Origin of the sequence: Phormidium sp. CCY1219 (assembly GCF_035615515.1) — a bacterium.
GTDB lineage: Bacteria > Cyanobacteriota > Cyanobacteriia > Cyanobacteriales > Laspinemataceae > CCY1219.
This window is the reverse complement of sequence record NZ_JAJENT010000615.1, coordinates 14,209-31,675: the sequence shown is the minus strand read 5'-3', so window position 1 is coordinate 31,675 and position 17,467 is coordinate 14,209. Positions and strand designations below refer to the sequence as shown.

Below are 17,467 nucleotides of genomic sequence, written 5' to 3'. Positions count from 1 at the left end.
CCATTTCCCCTGGCTCTCATCCCGACGCTCACCAAGCACGGGTAGAGCGCGGGGCTTCCCGCCGAGAAGCTAAACTAGATAGAGCGATCGCTCTGAGCGCAACTAAATTCCTCTTTATCAAATCACCCACCCCTATCTTATCAAAAATTGGCGGTTTTGAGATCTGCCCCCAGTGGCGATTCTCACGGACCCCCGGAACCCTTGGCGGCGAATGCGATCGCATGAACGGTCCGCATCCACCGAAAACCACCAGATTTCACCAGAGAAAAATCGCCAGGAGAAATTGGCGTCACTGGAAGCGAGTACACTCATTGCTGCTCAACCTGAATCGGAAAAAATGATGAAAATTTTGCCACCTAAACTCGGGAAACCCAAACTATCCCTCGCCAGTTGTACGGGCTACTGTATTGGGTTTATCCTTTTAGAAGCCATAACCGTTTTCGGATTACTGCACCATGCCAAAGAAAAAGAAGCACTTTTTTTGTCCCGGTATATATTAAAACTAGAAGATGCCTATCTCGTCACCGTAGACACCTATGGCTTGGTCTCGCAAACGATTTACGATGAAGTCATTAACCAGCCAGAGGTTATTGATATTTTCAAACAAGCCGAATCCGCCACCCAAGCGCAACGCGATACTCTGCGCCGCCAGCTCTTCGATCGCTTAAATCCCACCTATCAAAATCTCAAGCAAAACAACCTGAAGCAACTGCACTTTCATTTGCCCGATGGCACCAGTTTCTTGCGCTTTCACCGACCCCCAAAATATGGCGACCCCCTCTTTGATGTCAGATATTCGGTAAAAATCGCCAATACCGAAAAGACTTTTATCACCGGATTTGAAGAAGGGAGAATTTACAACGGATTTAGATATGTGTTTCCCTTGTTTGCTTCGCCAGAAAACTCATCCACAGAAGAAACTCGCCACATCGGAAGTGTGGAAACCAGCATTTCCTTTCAGGCAATCCGACAGCAAATGAGCCAACTTTTTCCAGCAAAATATGCGTTTATGTTAAAAAAAGACGTGGTACGGCGGAAAGTGTTTGACTCGGAGTTGGATAATTATGTCCCTAGCGATATTAGCGATGATTTTTTTTATGAAAAAGCCATGCTGAATTCCCCGGAAAATGCGGAAGAGTCGCCATTGTCTTGGGAAGAAATTAAATCTATCAATCGCCGATTGAAGCCCCTGGTGCAGAAAAAGTTAAATCAAAATTTAGCGTTTGCGGTTCCCTTGCAAGATGAGGGGAAAGGATATGTGGTGACATTTGTCCCGATTAAAAATGTGCAAGGCGAGTTTGTTGCGTATTTGATGGCTTACGAATGCGACACTACCATTCGCAGTTACCGCCAAGATTTTGCCCTTCAACTACTGGGGATAACCTTTTCGGCATTTTTATTGGTGGCATTTATTTTTTATGTCAATCAAAGCAAACAGGTGCTAGAAAAGCGCAAAAACGAGTTAAGCGCATCGAATCAGCAATTAGAAAGAGAAATTATCCGCCGCAACCAGACGGAAGAAGAGTTAGTGCAATCCAACCAGAAGTTACAGGGGGAAATTCAAGGGCGAATGGAAGCGGAAGCGCTAGAAAGAGAAAAATCCCATCAACTGGAACAAGCGTTAAAACAGCTTCAGCGCACTCAAGCGCAATTAGTGCAAACTGAGAAGATGTCTTCTTTAGGGCAATTGGTGGCGGGAATCGCCCATGAAATCAACAATCCCACCAGCTTTATTTATGGAAATATTACCCCAGCGAAGGAGTATGCGGAATCGTTGTTAGGGGCGATCGCACTCTACCAGGAGTATTATCCCACACCAGAGGCAGAACTGGAAGAAGAATTAGAGGATCTGGATTTAGAATTTGTCCGAGAAGATTTTCTCAACCTGCTTAATTCTATTCAAATGGGAGCCGATCGCATCAAAAAAATCGTCCAATCCCTGCGGATTTTCTCCCGGTTTGACGAAGCAGAATTAAAAGCGGCGGACATTCATCAAGGGATTGACAGTACCTTGATGCTTCTGCGAAATAAATTGCAGAAAAATGCCGATTATGATGAGATTGAAGTGATTAAAGACTATGAAAAATTGCCCTTAGTGGAGTGCTATCCCGGATTGCTCAATCAAGTGTTTATGAATGTGTTAGTCAATGCCATTGATGCGATTGAAGAATGCAATCAGAAGCGCAGGGCGAGTGAAATGGCTGTTAATCCGGGTCAAATTCGCATTCAGACGCAATTAAACGAGAGCGCTCGCCAAGTAAGGATTGCCATTTCAGATAATGGTTGCGGAATTCCCGAAGAGGTGCGCGATCGCATTTTCGACCCCTTCTTTACCACCAAATCCATTGGAAAAGGAACCGGGTTGGGTCTCTCGATGAGCTATTCGATTATCGTCAATCGCCACGAAGGGTCGATGAAGTGTATCTCCACCATTGGTGAGGGCACTACTGTTGAAATTGCGATTCCCCTGAAACAGAATTTTCCGGCAAAATCGTAATCGGTGGATCGAGCATTTCCCCAGTACAAACCCTCGAAATTGCGATGGGCAATGTCTACCCGAGGAGTGAGTATAGGCAAACCTTAGAATTTTACATCAAGTTAGGAAAAAAAGAAGTAAAATTGGAGAAAGGGGGACAGGGGGGAGAATTGCCACGCAAAAAAATCACTCCGAATGAGGAGTGAAATCTTCTCCAAAATGATTACGATAGAAACAGTGCCTCGATGGTGTTTTGCTGATGAGCTATTGCGTGAATCCCCAGTGCCCGCAACCCGAAAATCCCGATAATGTGAAGTTTTGCCGCAGTTGTGGAACCAAACTGCAACTCAACGATCGCTATCGGGCGATGTCCCTGTTGGGGGAAGGGGGATTTGGGAGGACCTTTATTGCGGAAGATAGCGATCGGCGCAACGCCAAGTGCGTCATCAAACAATTTTTGCCCTTACCCCAAGTGCAGCAAAATCCCGACATGCTGCAAACCGCCACCAAAATGTTTACCCAAGAGGCGCAGCGTTTGTTGCAACTCGGCGATCATCCGCAGATTCCCACCTTATTTGGCGATTTCGAGCAAGAAGGGCGACTGTATTTAGTGCAACAGTTTATTGATGGCAAAAACCTGTTGCAAGACCTAGAAGAAAACGGAGCATTTCCGGAAGCAGAAATCGAAGCGATTCTCCTCGATCTGTTGCCGATATTGCAATACATTCACGAACGCAATATCATTCATCGCGACATCAAACCGGAAAACATTTTGCGCCGCCCGGATGGAAAATGCGTATTAATTGACTTTGGGGTAGCGAAGCAATTAACCAGCACGGTGTTGGTAAAAACCGGGACCAAAATCGGCACAGAAGGGTATGCGCCTATCGAACAATTGCGCGGGGGAAAAGCCTTTCCTGCCAGTGATTTGTACAGTTTGGGCGTTACCTGCATTCATCTGCTCAGCGATCGCAATCCCGACGAACTTTATGACCCGATAAACGGGCGATGGTTGTGGCGAGAAGCGCTGATGAATCGAGGCATCGAGATTAATCCGCGATTGGGGAAAGTGTTAGATAAATTAGTGCAAGAGTGGGTGAGCGATCGCTATGAAAGTGCCGATCGCGCCCTAGTGGATTTATATTGGTTGCCCCCGCAATTTTCCACCCCAGCATCCCCCTCAGCGAACAATCCGCCCCCCGCCAAAATTCCGCAAACCTGGAAATGCGTTCACACCCTCACGGCGCATTCTAACTACGCGATCGATGTCGCGATTAGTCCCGACAGCAAAACCTTGGTCAGTTGCAGTTACGATAAAACCATTAAAGTCTGGGATATCGTCACGGGAAACCTGCATGGCACCCTCAGCGCCCATACCGGATGGGTAAGTTGTCTGGCGATTAGTCCCGACAATCAAATCCTCGCCAGTGGCAGTTTGGATAATACCTTAAAACTGTGGAATTTGGGCAGTGGAAATTTGATGCGAACCCTGGGCGGATTGAGTGGATATGCGATTTCCCTGGCAATTAGTCCCGATGGAATCCTGGTTGTTGGGTGTTTTGATAACACAATTAAACTGTGGGATTTAAACAGTGGAAATTTCATCGGGACGCTGACCGGTCATACGGGATATGTAGAATCGGTATGCGTATCTTCGCAAGATTTTACCTTAGCCAGTGGCGGCGGTTACGATGACCATACCATCAAACTGTGGGACATTGATAACGGCACGTTAAAAAATACCCTGACCGGTCATTCAGCGTCGGTGAGGTCGATCGCCTTTACCTCTGATGGGACGCAGATCGTCAGTGGAAGCGAAGACAAAACTATAAAATTATGGGAAAGCGTCAGCGGTAAAGTCATCTACAGCATTCAAAATCCCGGATGGGTGCAGGCGGTGGCGCTTCATCCCGACGATCGCATTTTCGCCGCCGGCAGTCGCGATAGCACGATTCGACTGTATCATGTGGAGAATGGAGAAGAATTTGCTACCCTAAAATGGCATTCCGGACCGATAACCGGCCTGGCATTTAGTCCCGATGGCACGCGACTGGTGAGCAGCAGTTGGGATAAAACGGTGAAAATTTGGCAAGCAATATTATAAAGCCAAGGGGAAAAATAAACCTAAAAAAAAGTAAAAAAATATTCGGTGAATTTCCGGGGATTGGTTTGCAAGTGAGTTCGAGGCTAGTGGTCTGTTCGGTAGGGATTGAACGGTTTGGGGGGAAAATGCTACCACAGAAATATTCTAGTTAAACATCTGTTAAATGGTTGGTGATATGAGTTATTGCGTTAATCCTGCCTGCCCGCATCCCCAAAACCCCCCTCACGCCACCCTGTGCGTAAGTTGTGAAACGGCGTTGCGGCTGCAAAATCGCTATCGTGCGACCCAACTGTTGCGAGAAGGGGGGTTTGGGCGAACCTTTTTGGCAGTAGACGAACAAAATCCGGGTGCTGTTTTGGTCATCAAACAATATTTACCGGTAGAGACGGGAATGGAGGGGGGCGCAGAAAACAGCACTCTAGAAAAAGCGATCGAGGTTTTTAACCAAGATGCAAAGCGACAACAGGCCATTTCAGAGCATCCCCAAATTCCCACAGTGCTGACATACTTCGAGCAAGACAGTCGCTTGTACGTGGTGCAAGAATTTATCGAAGGACCGAGTTTGCTCGAACAGATGGAACGTCACGGTCCGTTTGACGAAGGGAAAATTCGTATTTTGCTCGAACAGCTTTTGCCGATTTTGCAGTTTATCCACGAACGGAATGTGATTCACCGGGATATCAAACCCGAGAGCATTCGCCAACGGGTCGCCGAGGCGACAGTGCCCGCCTCGACCCCTGCACTCTGGGGAGGAGAAGAGCTGGTGTTGGTGGATTTTGGCATTTCCAAACATTTGGCGAGTACGGGTTTGGCGCGGACCGGAAGTACCATCGGCACTGAAGGATATGCGCCGCCGGAACAGATACGCGGAGGACTGGCATATCCGGCGAGCGATTTGTACAGTTTGGGGGTGAGTTGCATTCAATTATTGACTGGGGAATGGCTTGACGAGCTTTACGATCCGCTTACCGGGCGTTGGATTTGGCGCGATCGCCTGCAGCAAAAAGGACGAGAGGTCAGCGAGGGGTTGGCGCAGATTTTGGATAAGTTGTTAGAAGACCGGGTAAGCGAACGGTATCAATCTGCTGTAGAAGCGATCGCCGATTTGCAAGACATCCTCCCCACCCCAGTTCCGCCACCTCGGGTTAATCTTCAAGAAGAGGCGATCGCCACCGCACCTGGGGTAGAGATTCCCGCCGCTTCCCTCTCCCCCAACCGTTGGCGATGCCTGCATACCCTGAGCGGTCATGTGGGGTGGGTGTGGACCGTGGGATTCGCACCGGATGGCAAAACTCTCGCCAGCGGTAGTGCGGACAATACGGTGATGATTTGGGATCTTTCGAGCGGCGAACGGATTAGCACTTTGAAAGGTCATTCGGATTTAGTGTTGTCCGTGACATTCAGTCCGCGATCGCCCCTCCTCGCCAGTAGCAGTCGCGACAAAAACATCATTCTGTGGGATGCCAGTAGGGGCGATCGGATTCGCACCCTCGGGGGTTGGTTTTCCGGTCATTCCGAGTTAGTCAATTCCCTCACCTTCAGTCCCGATGGCTCCACCCTCGCCTCTGGCAGTTGGGACCGCAAACTGATTTTGTGGGACAGCAGCACCGGCAAGCGAATTCGCACCCTGCGGGGGCATTCAAATTGGGTGTATTCCGTGGCGTTTAGTCCCGATGGCTCCACCCTCGCCTCTGGCAGTCGCGACACCACCCTGATGCTGTGGAATGCGATGACCGGCAGGCCGTTTTTTACCCTCTACAGCGACGCGGGATTGGTGAATGCGGTGGCGTTTAGTCCCGATGGGAAGACGGTTGCCAGTGGGAATTTCGACGGTACGGTGATATTGTGGGATGCGAGCAAAGGGGTGCAAACCGGTACCCTGCACGGCCATTCAGAGCGGGTGAATTCTCTGGTTTATCGTCCCGATGGGAAGATGCTCGCCACTGCCAGTCGCGATCGCACGATCGTCCTGTGGGATATGGACAGTCTCACCCCCATTTGCACCTTGACCGACCATCAGGAACGAGTATTTGCCGTGGCATTCAGTCCCGATGGCTCCACCCTCGCCAGTGCCAGTGGCGACGAAACCATCAAACTCTGGCAAGCGCCTTAAATAAGTAGGGTGGCCACGGGCCACCTGACACTTCCTTGCATATAACGTCCGATCGCAATGGAGAATTTTTCCCCGAGTCCTTGACAAAAAAGTAGTTTTGTGGTAAAGAATTGACCCCGGGAGAATATGCCCCTGTGGGGCAATTCTCAATTCGCAATTCTCCTCACCCATTGGTCAGGGAGTGAGGATAGGCGAGAAATCCGGCGGATTTGAGGGCATTGACGGCGCTTTCGCAGTCTTGCACGCGAAATTGAACGCCGAGGCGGACGAACTGACGCTGATAGGCAGAACCGATCGCCGCTACCACCGGGACTTTCGCGTTATCTTTATCCCTGATTTGTTCTTGCAGAATCGTTCGCAAACGGTGTTGTTGTTCGATGGTGCCCGCTTGTTGGGGGGTGAGGCTAATCATCACCATTTTCACCTGTTCCACCGGTTCGGCATCTTCAAGGATAATTTGCATTTTGTCTTCCCGGCGGTCTGCTTTCCCCCAGACAATCAAGCGAGTATCCGGTTGGATTAACGCGCTAATGCGATCGTAGGTTTTGGGGAAGACCACTCCTTCTACGGTACCGGTGAGGTCTTCCATTTGCACGATCGCCATGCGATCGCCTTTTCTCGTGGTCAGGGGTTTGACCTCGCTGAGCATCACCACCGCGCTGATAGTGCTATTTTCCCGTTGTTCTGGCAAGGCACTCAGATTAATCGGCGCGAGAATTTGCGCCGCTTTTCGCACGGATTTGAGGGGATGGTCCGAGACGTAGAACCCGAGGAGTTCTTTTTCCAGGCGCAGTTTTTCTTGTTTGGGATAGTCCTCCACCGAGGGGGGTTCGAGAATTTTTTCCAATCCCCCCTGATTGCCGTTATTTTCTGCACCATTGTCCATTCCGAGCAAATCAAATAGATTGCCTTGACCGCTATCTCGGTCTTTCGCCCGGTCATGTGCCCATTTGATGACTGTATCCAGATGGGCGATGGATTGCTTGCGGTTGGGGTTGAGGCAATCCATTGCGCCGCAATGAATTAGGGATTCTAAGGCGCGACGGTTGACGGTTCGCAGTTCCACGCGATCGCACAGATTGCTCAAGGAGGTAAACGGACCGTCTTTGGCGCGGGTTTCTAAAATGCAGGCGATCGCCGTTTCCCCCACATTCCGCACCGCCGAAAGTCCGAACAAAATTTTCCCCTCTACCGGGGTAAAGTCCACCCCAGAGCGATTGATATCCGGTTTTTCCACCTCAATTCCCATACTCTGGCAATTGGTGATGTATTTCTGCACCTTATCCTGGTCGCCACTATTCGCCGTCAGCAGCGCCGCCATATATTCCACCGGATAATTTGCTTTTAAATAAGCGGTTTGATAGGTGACATATCCATAAGCGGTAGAGTGGGATTTGTTGAAGCAGTTAGACGCCACTAGGCCATTGGCGAGAAGGAAATTATGGTCGCGTTCGACGCCAATATCATAGACGGGTTGAATTCCTAGCCACTGGCGCGAGATGAGTTTAACCGACACCCCGGTGAGGGGTAACTTCCGCTTAAATATCTCATCGATCGCCACCATTTTCCCCTCTTGCGTCATAAATTTATGGTCTTTAGTCGCTCGGATAATCGAACCCTCTTCTAGTTGGTACTCAAACACCTCTTGCTGACCCCGATTGTGCCACTGGGCAATCGGCTGAGTGTAAATGTAGCCCTCGCGATCGACGCTATAAACCGTACAAGGAATTTGCTCTTTTACGATTTTCCCGATGGGCAGTGGGCCATTTTCTACCGTCAATATTTCCGTATCGGCGCTTAAGCAGTATTCGGCGAATAATATCATCTGCTCGAATAAACTTTCGGCGATTTTTGGCGCAACTCCATTTTTAGTTGCACCGTCAATAAATATCTCTCGATGCTTCTGCATTTCCGAGACTTTCTTCTTGCCCATTGCCCTCCTCAGGAGGTCCGCTTGACCTAAAGAATATCCCGCTAAATCCTGCGCCATTTTCATAATTTGCTCTTGATAGCAATTATGCGTGACCACCCCATGCGCGAGAAAATAGGGAGAGGTTTGGTCTTCCATTTGGAGGTCAAAACACTCGGCTACTCCAGCGTCTTCTACAGACACCACGTAAACGTAGCGCGCATCTCGCAGATAGGTTTCTTGGTAGAGTTGGTGGGAAAATTCTTGCCAGTTTTCCAGTTTGGTTTTATACGGGAAAGCTTGGGGTTTTAATAAGGTGGCATTGTTCAGCGATCGCGTCACTGTTTTGCGGTTCATGCAGTCGGTGGTATCGCTCTTTTCTGTCAATAATTCCCTAAACCGATTGGCGGCGATCGCTAGAGAATTATCTGCATTTTCCTCATCTGAAAGTTGGCATGTGCCTAAAATCGATTTGAACCGAGTGCAATCGAGGATGTAAACGTAGTTGTCTGCGATCGAATAGGAAATTTTTAGACTTCCCAGCAACAGACCCACTTGTTGCAATAGCTGACAAGACGAACTGTGGAAATACACCACACTCGGAGAATAGCATCCATCACTGTCCCACAACCCGCGCAACAAATCGATGCGATCGCGAGTGCAATAATCCAACACATCCGCCGGTAAATGTTTCTGTTTCGATTTAACTTTCCATCCCCCTCCGTCATACACCGCATCCATAAATTGTGTCAACGGAGTAGGTTTGGGTTGCGTCTTGAACTTGGCGTAAGCGTACCAGCATCTCGTATGGAAATAATACTTCGGTTCTCCTCCCCAAGTTGCCGCCATCAAATTCGACACATACCCTGCCGTTTCTTCTGTCGAACAAGCAATAGTCGGGGTTGACGACACCAGATTGCCATCGCCAATCAGTAAACCCAGCAAATACGCTTCATTGGGATTCAGTTGCTTGCAATTTTTGGAAACCGGCCACCGTTCGTACAGTACCGAACTGTAAATATGAGAATTTGTCAATCCGCCTGCTGCCGGTATCAACTCTCCTGCTTGTTTATCGCCTTCTGGGGTTAAAAATCGATGGGTTTTACTGGAGTAGAGAGTCGTCCCACTAGACAGCGTAATTTTAACGATTTCTTTTACCCCACTGTGCCATTGTTTGGCAACTTTCGCCTGCCAAACTGTTTTCCCATCTGAGGTCAGTACCGCATCTCCGGGGCGAATCTCTTCGATCGCTACCTGAGAACCATCAGGTTTATCGATCTGCGTCCCTTTCGGCAAACAGAGAATTCCATAGGTTTCGTTGAGAATCGTTTCTAATTGGGGATGATCGTATTGAATTTGCTCGCGACCGTGTTTGCGGTTGATAAACTTGGGAATCAGACCGGCATCTAGCGGTCCGGGGCGATAAAGCGCCAGAATCGAGGAAATATCTTCAATACTCGAGGGTTTTAGCTCTTTAACCACCTGTCGCATCCCAGAAGATTCCAACTGGAAAATGCCTTCTAAATCTCCCCGTTCTAAAACCCGGTAAGTTTTCGCGATATCTTCCGGCATTTTTTTGACTTCACTGCGGGCGAGAACCTCCTGAGCTTTGCGTTCTTGAGCCGGTAAATCGTAGGGGTCGATTCGCCCGCCGCCATTTTGCTGGATATAGTTTAAAGTGTGCTGAATGGTGGTGAGATTTTTTAGACCCAAAAAGTCCATTTTCAGCAGACCCAGAGATTCGAGTTCTTCCATTGAATACTGGGTAATCACCGCGCCATCGTTGTTGCGTTGCACGGGGACAATTTCATCTAGGGGTTCGGCGGAAATCACCACTCCCGCCGCATGAACGCCAAAGGTTTTGTTAGTGCCTTCGATGCGAATGGCCATATCCACCCACCGATGCACTTCCGGGTCATTTTCATAGGCATCTTTAAAGGCCGGTTCCGGGGTTTTATCGGAAATCATCACGGAAAGTTTGGTGGGTTTACCGCGCGAAACGGGAATCAGTTTGGCCATTTCGTCGGCTTTTTTATAGGGAATATTTAACACCCGCGCCACATCTTTTAATACCGCTTTGGAGGTCATGCGGTTAAAGGTGATAATTTGCGCTACCCGGTCTTCGCCATAGCGTCGGGTGACATATTCAATTACCTCATCCCGGCGTTTGATGCAGAAGTCGGTATCGATATCGGGCATGGATTTGCGTTCGGGATTCAAAAATCGCTCGAACAGCAGTCCGTGATGTACCGGGTCGATGTTCGTAATTTTCAGGGCGTAGGCGACGAGAGAACCCGCCGCCGAACCGCGTCCGGGTCCGACGGGGATGTGGCTATCTCGGGCAAATTTGATATAGTCCCACACCACTAAAAAGTAGGTGGAAAAGCCCATTTGTTGGATCATTTTTAGCTCGTATTCGAGCCTTCGGGTATAGACTTCGTTGATTTCGCTGCGGGTTTTGGCATTGAGGCGATCGAGGAGTCCTTCCCAGGAGAGTTCTTCCAGGTAGGTTTTGGCGTTGTGACCGGCGGGGATGGGAAAGTCGGGACTGCGAGGTTCGCGCAGGATGTCTTTGTAGGGTTCGACTTTTTCGGCCACTTCTACGGTATTGGCGATCGCCTCTTTAATCACATCATCCGGGAGGTGATCGCGAAACAGCATCGCCATTTCTTCGGCTGATTTTAAATACTCGGTGCCGCTATAGCGCAACCGTTTTTCTTCGGTAATTAATTTCCCGGTTTGAATGCACAGCAATGCATCGTGGGCTTCTACATCGTAGCAGGAAATAAAATGCGAATCATTAGTGGCAACAATTTTAATATCCAGTTCCCGGGCTATTTTTACCAGTTCCACGTTAACCAGTCGGTCTTCACGGGAACCGTGGTCTTGAATTTCTAAATAATAATCGTCGCCAAATAAATCTTTATACCATTGGGCAATTTTTCGAGCCACATCTAATTTATTTTGCAAAATCGCTTGGGGAATTTCGCCGCCCAAACATGCACTGGTGACGATTAAGCCTTCGCGATGTTTTTCGAGCAGTTCTTTATTGATGCAAGGGCGGGAAAAAATCCCTTTCCCGTGGATGCCGTGCAGGTGGGAAATGCTAGTGAGTTTGACTAAGTTTTTGTAGCCTTGGGTATTTTTGGCCAAGACCACTTGATGATATCGGCGACAGCGCTTGGTGGTGTCGAGGGGTTCGTTAATCACATACATCTCGTTGCCGATGATGGGTTTGATGCCCTTGCTGCGACAGAGTTTGATCAGTTGGATCGCGCCGTACATGACCCCGTGATCGGTAAGGGCGATGGCGGGCATCCCCAACTCGATCGCTTTATCCACCAATTGCGGTAACTGACTGGCTCCATCGAGCAAGCTGTAATCGGTGTGAATGTGCAAACCTACAAAAGACATAATCACTCACCAAATAGAACAAACAATCAATGCGGAAAGGAGGAAAGTTCCGATCGCGTGGGAAAAACCTGCCCGGTCGGCATCCCCAGTTCCGGGACTCAATTAACTGCGATCGCCCTGTGGATGCCATCACCTCCAGGGAGTAGGGCGCAGAATTTTCGATCGGCTCGATTGCTACCCGGGATGGGCAAGCACGCGAGTTGAGATGAAGTTGTACCTCTCAACTCGTTTTGACGCGCATCTAAATTTCGGGCAAACGGTTGTGCCAATCTGTGGCCTGTTCGTAAGCATAGGCAACTTCAAACAGCAAGTCTTCTCGCAAGACATTGGCAATCATTTGCATCCCAATCGGCATTCCGCCCTCGTCAAATCCACAAGGTAAACTCATGGCCGGCAACCCGGCAAGATTGACGGGAATGGTCATCAAGTCTAGCAGATACATGCTCAACGGATCGTCGGTTTTTTCGCCTGCTTTCACCGCCGTGGTGGGGGCCGTGGGACAGACCAACACATCCACTTGAGCAAATGCGCGCTCGAAGTCTTCTCTGATTAAGGTACGGACTTTTTGCGCTTTGAGATAGTATGCATCGTAGTACCCGGCGGAAAGGGCGTAAGTGCCGATCGCAATTCGCCGCTTGACTTCCGCACCGAAACCTTGGGCGCGCGTCTTACCGTACATACCTAACAGATTCTCGCCTTCTTCGCTGCGAACTCCGTATTTGACCCCATCGTAACGGGCTAAGTTAGCCGATGCTTCTGAGGGAGCAATGATGTAGTAGGCGGGCAAACCATAGCGGAAGCGCGGGCAAGAGACCACTTGAATCTCCGCACCCAACTCTTGTAACAATTCGATGCTTGCAGTCACCGCTCTTTCCACCGCCGGATCGATGCCATGTCCGAAGGTTTCTTTGATAATTCCGATTCGTCGTTGCCCTTTGGGTTTTAAACTGGGTTTGACGTATTTGCGGTAGTCGGGAATTTGCACCTTGAGACTGGTGGCATCTTTCGGATCGTACCCGGCAATCTCGTGCAGCAAAATGGCCGAATCTTCTACACTGGTACCAATCGGCCCGATTTGATCTAAGGAAGACGCATAGGCAACCAATCCATAGCGCGAAACCAGTCCGTAAGTGGGTTTCATCCCCACCACGCCACAAAAGGCGGCGGGTTGGCGAATAGATCCCCCGGTATCCGAACCGATCGCGATCGGGCATTCTTGCGAGGCAACTGCTGCTGCCGATCCCCCGGATGACCCCCCCGGTACCCGGGTCAAATCCCAGGGGTTGGCGGTGCGCTGAAATGCGGAGTTCTCTGTAGAACCGCCCATCGCAAATTCGTCCAGATTGGTTTTTCCTACCATTACCGCCCCCGCCTCGGCTAGTTTTTGCGTCACGGTAGACTCGTAAGGCGGGATGTAGTTTTCCAAAATCCGCGATCCGCAGGTGGTGGGGATTCCCTGGGTGCATAAATTATCTTTTATGGCAATGGGGATGCCTGCTAGCATTCCAATTTCTTCCCCTGCAGCGATTTTGGCATCCACCTGACGGGCTTGTTCTAGGGCGCGATCGGCTGTCACTAGCAAAAAACTGTGCAGTTTCGGCTCTAATTTTTCGATCCGCTCTAAGGCTTCTTTGGTGATTTCAACAGCCGAGCGTTCTTTTTTGATTAGTTGTTTGTGTAACTCGCGGATGGATGCCATGCTTTTACCTTTTGACTTTAACTCCGGATGTACCAGACTTTATTTTGACACTCTCCCGGAAGAGCGCAGGAAGATTCTGAAAATCGCCCCCGGATGCGGGCTGAAACTAAGGTTTCGCGTTCCGTTCGCTTACGGGCCTCTCTTTGACCCCCTGCCTTGCATCAGCGTTTCGCTTCGGACACTCACCACCTTCTGAGGAGCGAAGGGCAATGCAACATCGGTCAACTTCGCGATCGCCGCGAGTTCGGCCCGGTTCTGAGTCTGTCTGGTTCTCAACTCGCGGTGGGTTCGGGCATGACATTATTTTATCGACCCGAGTGCATCAACCCGAACAATGGGAACTGAGGTGGGTTTGAACTGGCGTGTCGCTTTTGGTTGTTGCTCTCATGCACCCCACATGCATCTTCTCTGGCGCTTTCTTTTCCCGATCGCGCCCTTTCCCACTGCCAATTTTTCCCTCTGCCCTGCTTTGCCTTGCCTTGGATCCCAACTCAGGCTGGCTTTGTGGATCCAACTCTGGGGAACATCTCCCGGTTTGCTCCGTGTTTTCTCGGGAAGCAATTGCGTCAATGACTACTCTAGCAGCGATCGCTTCGCTTGTTTCGCCCAATCTCTTCCATGACTCGGCTTTTGCTTCTGTTCGCCTCCCTCCTTGCATTCCCCCCTTCTCCCTCGCCTGCGCCAGAATGCCATATCTGCATCCATTCTGCCCTAAATGGGCTGCCAATTACCTGTGACTTCTGGCGTCGCCACCGCTTCAACTACTCTTTTTACTTTTTTTACACCGCACCCGCAATCCTTTTCTGTTTTTGTCCATCAATCAGCAGATGGTACGGTGGGCACAGAGAGCTACTATCACAGGTGCCGAATCTCGCATCCCCTCTAGAACTGCCCACCCTACAAACTACTCAGTTGAATAGAGACAAAAATTCAGTTAAGCTGTCAGGCATTTAATTTGGGTACTGTAGCGAGCTAGAAGCTCGCACTACAATAACTTGGGGTGAAGTCTTCCCCCAATTTAAATGCGAAACAGCTTACTATTACCAATTAATCAAAAAAAACTCACACTGCAGTCTCTTTCTATCGGTATATTTCTGGCGCTAGATACATCTATGACGAAGAATTAATAAGATAGAAAAAGAGTCAAGTATCCTGGATTTTTTTGAAAATTTTTTATGTTAAAAGGTAAATGGATAACTGGAAATTGCATAGCGATCGCCGCGATCGCGGCGATCGCGCCGGTGCCCAAACTGGGCGCGACGGCTACGCCCACCCCCACAGAGGAATTGGGCGATCGCCTGCCGTCCCCGGTGGAACTCTCGGAACCGGAAGTGCCGCCGTTGGGCATTGAGCGCGAATATCTGCCCTCCGCCACCCCTGAAGAAGCGCAAACCCACTACGGTCATTATTCCTATTCCGTTGCGCCAAGACGAGAATTAGTGTCAGTTGGCAATGGGCAAAGGTTGCGTCGGGAGGCGGCGGCCCAGTTTCGAGAAATGGTAGCGGCGGCGGCGGCGGATGGGGTGCAGTTGGTGCCTCTGTCTGGCTTTCGCGATCGCGATACTCAATCCTATCTGTTTTATGGCAAAGCGAGACAGCGGGGGCAAAGCTTGCAGCAAAGAGCCAACGTCTCTGCACCGCCCGGGTATAGCGAACATCATACGGGCTATGCGATCGACATCGGCGATGCATCCGCGCCCCAACATCACGTTCGCCGTTCTTTTCACGATACCGATGCCTTTCGCTGGTTGAAGGCGAATGCAGGGGAATTTGGCTTTGAAATGTCGTTTCCGCGCCAACATCCGGAAATCAACTACGAACCGTGGCACTGGCGGTGGGTGGGTTCCGCGCGCAGTCAGCGAGTGTTTAGGGCGGCGAGACCCTAGGGGGAGGATGTCACCCATTGATTTCCCGTTGGGCGTTGCGGGTGAGTTGAGCGATCGCGGATTTATCCGGTGGCGGGGTATCGCTTTCTACATGCAGCCACAGCAGATATTCGATATTGCCTGCCGGACCGGTGAGGGGAGACCAGGTTAAGCCTTTGTATTGCCATCCGCAGTCGGTTGCGGCTTGCAAGACTTGGAAAATGGCATCGGCATGGTCTTGCGGATCGCGGACCACGCCTTTTTTTCCCACCCGCGATCGCCCCACTTCAAATTGAGGCTTCACCAGTAACACCACCTCTTTCGGCGCTACCAGCAACTCCCACAGGGCGGGCAAAATTTTGGTCAGGGAGATAAAGGAAACATCCAGCACGCCCAAATCCGGTTTAGGCTTTTCATTATCATATAAATCCTCTTTTGTCAAGTGTCTGAGGTTGGTACGTTCGCGCAAAATCAGGCGCGGGTCATTTCGCAGACCCCAATCCACTTGACCGTATCCCACATCAATCCCGTAGACCAATTCCGCACCGGCTTGCAGCAAACAGTCGGTGAAGCCCCCGGTGGAGATACCGCCATCGAGGGCAATGCGATGGGCGACGGGGATGGGAAAGACCTCGAGCGCTTTTGCCAATTTTTCGCCACCGCGCGACACGAAGCGCGATCGCGGCTTGAGTTCGATATTGGCATCGGTATTGACGGCGGTACCGGGTTTGTCAATCAGTTGGTTGTTGACCCGCACCTCCCCGGCGCGAATCAGCCGTTGGGCGAACTGTCGGGAGGAACAGAGGTTGAGTTCTACTAACAGGGTATCGAGTCGTTGCTTATTAGCCACAGTCGATCTAGAGAAAAAATGTCAGCAATGGGTCAATGTTCAATGAGTGAATTTTCAATTGGGTTTAGACCGAGGAGGCGAACAATGCGATGGGGGTGCGATCGCGATCGCGAGGGATTGCGATCGCGATCGCCCTGACCGATGGAGTTCGATCGCTTGTGAAATTTGCCCGTTATCCCATAATTAGACAAGACTCTCGATCCCTGACGAGAAACTTGACGTATTACGGGTAAAATGACATGCACTTGACGCGATCGGTATTCCCACAGCCTGTACGAGAAAAAGACAATCCCCTGGCCATTTTGAGTGGAGAGAATATTTATGTGGTTTATCCCAATGGAAAAGTCGAAGCGATCGCCCTCCAGTTGGCGCATCATTCGCCGATCGAAAAACTCCTGCAAAGGTGTCAATTTTGGGGAGACTTGGCAATTGGTTAGGGTTGCAAAAATTTTTCCCAAAAAAGATAAAGTCCGCCGATGCGGACTTGATAGAAATAGAAAAATCGACCTAAGAGAAAGAGATTAAATATCTTGCTCGCTCAATTCGCGACACATGTGGTCGAAAGGTTTGTCTAACCAAGCGCCGGGAGTGATACCAGCTTCCACCACTTTATCTTTCACCAGGTCTTTGAGAATTTGGATCCCCACCACAGTCGGACCAATCGGAACCCCTAAAGAATTGTAAGTTTCGCGCAGTCCTTGCAGCACTCGTTCGTCGAGCACATCGGTATTGCCCGCAACTAGGGCATAAGTGGCATAGCGCAGGTAATAGTCCATATCCCGCAGACAAGCCGCATAGCGACGGGTGGTATAGGCATTGCCACTGGGACGAATCAATTCGGGCAATTCAGCAAACAACCGAGAAGCGGCTTGTTTGACCAAAGAGGCGGCATTGGCATTAATCGCGCCGGCAGCTTGAACCCGTGCGGTGCCGCTTTCAAAATAAGATTTTAGGTTGTCGATAGCATCGCGATCGAGATAGCGACCGAGGCCATCATAGTTTTTTATCAGACTGGTTACAGCGTCACGCATTAAATT

12 protein-coding genes are annotated in these 17,467 nt (G+C 50.0%); 8 read left to right on the top strand and 4 right to left on the bottom strand.

Annotated features, from left to right (window positions below; translation table 11 throughout):
* From LKK83_RS17320 to LKK83_RS17305, 4 genes are all read left to right on the top strand, one after another.
* The coding region (locus LKK83_RS17320) for a hypothetical protein (protein ID WP_324632505.1) at nucleotides 1-341 on the top strand (341 nt) is incomplete at its 5' end.
* A complete protein-coding gene (locus tag LKK83_RS17315; protein ID WP_324632504.1) occupies nucleotides 338-2,497 on the top strand; it encodes an ATP-binding protein in 2,160 nt (719 codons plus the stop codon). The genes LKK83_RS17320 and LKK83_RS17315, both read left to right, overlap by 4 nt.
* A gap of 238 nt (nucleotides 2,498-2,735) precedes the next feature.
* Nucleotides 2,736-4,580, top strand: coding sequence for a serine/threonine-protein kinase (locus LKK83_RS17310; RefSeq protein WP_324632503.1), 1,845 nt, complete (start codon nucleotides 2,736-2,738; stop codon nucleotides 4,578-4,580).
* Nucleotides 4,581-4,755: 175 nt separating this feature from the next.
* On the top strand, nucleotides 4,756-6,693 hold the full coding sequence (locus LKK83_RS17305; RefSeq protein WP_324632502.1) for a serine/threonine-protein kinase: 1,938 nt from the start codon (nucleotides 4,756-4,758) through the stop codon (nucleotides 6,691-6,693).
* A gap of 163 nt (nucleotides 6,694-6,856) precedes the next feature.
* On the opposite strand, the gene dnaE is transcribed toward LKK83_RS17305, so the two are convergent.
* Together dnaE and gatA are read right to left on the bottom strand one after the other, a co-directional pair.
* Nucleotides 6,857-12,016: a DNA polymerase III subunit alpha gene (gene dnaE, locus LKK83_RS17300; protein WP_324632501.1), complete on the bottom strand. Its 5,160-nt coding sequence runs from the start codon at nucleotides 12,014-12,016 to the stop codon at nucleotides 6,857-6,859.
* 241 nt (nucleotides 12,017-12,257) lie between these two features.
* On the bottom strand, nucleotides 12,258-13,715 hold the full coding sequence (gene gatA, locus LKK83_RS17295; RefSeq protein ID WP_324632499.1) for an Asp-tRNA(Asn)/Glu-tRNA(Gln) amidotransferase subunit GatA: 1,458 nt from the start codon (nucleotides 13,713-13,715) through the stop codon (nucleotides 12,258-12,260).
* Between the two features lie 156 nt (nucleotides 13,716-13,871).
* On the opposite strand from gatA, the gene LKK83_RS17290 reads away from it, so the two are divergent.
* The gene (locus LKK83_RS17290) at nucleotides 13,872-14,060 is read left to right on the top strand and encodes a hypothetical protein (RefSeq protein WP_324632497.1); all 189 of its coding nucleotides are present in this window, start codon (nucleotides 13,872-13,874) and stop codon (nucleotides 14,058-14,060) included.
* Between the two features lie 830 nt (nucleotides 14,061-14,890).
* The gene (locus LKK83_RS17285; protein WP_324632496.1) at nucleotides 14,891-15,601 is read left to right on the top strand and encodes a M15 family metallopeptidase; all 711 of its coding nucleotides are present in this window, start codon (nucleotides 14,891-14,893) and stop codon (nucleotides 15,599-15,601) included.
* Nucleotides 15,602-15,611: 10 nt separating this feature from the next.
* Here LKK83_RS17285 and LKK83_RS17280 read toward each other — a convergent pair whose 3' ends face one another.
* The gene (locus tag LKK83_RS17280; protein ID WP_324632495.1) at nucleotides 15,612-16,430 is read right to left on the bottom strand and encodes a TlyA family RNA methyltransferase; all 819 of its coding nucleotides are present in this window, start codon (nucleotides 16,428-16,430) and stop codon (nucleotides 15,612-15,614) included.
* A 46-nt stretch (nucleotides 16,431-16,476) separates the two neighbouring features.
* Here LKK83_RS17280 and LKK83_RS17275 point away from each other — a divergent pair, with 46 nt between their 5' ends.
* Together LKK83_RS17275 and LKK83_RS17270 are read left to right on the top strand one after the other, a co-directional pair.
* Entirely contained in the window at nucleotides 16,477-16,617 is a 141-nt protein-coding gene (locus LKK83_RS17275; RefSeq protein WP_324632494.1) for a hypothetical protein, read from the top strand.
* Nucleotides 16,618-16,669: 52 nt separating this feature from the next.
* Nucleotides 16,670-16,867: a hypothetical protein gene (locus tag LKK83_RS17270; RefSeq protein ID WP_324632493.1), complete on the top strand. Its 198-nt coding sequence runs from the start codon at nucleotides 16,670-16,672 to the stop codon at nucleotides 16,865-16,867.
* Nucleotides 16,868-16,951: 84 nt separating this feature from the next.
* On the opposite strand, the gene apcB is transcribed toward LKK83_RS17270, so the two are convergent.
* Nucleotides 16,952-17,461 carry an allophycocyanin subunit beta gene (gene apcB, locus LKK83_RS17265; protein WP_324632492.1) on the bottom strand — a complete coding sequence of 170 codons (510 nt, stop codon included), beginning with the start codon at nucleotides 17,459-17,461 and terminating at the stop codon, nucleotides 16,952-16,954.
* Nucleotides 17,462-17,467: the final 6 nt, after the last annotated feature.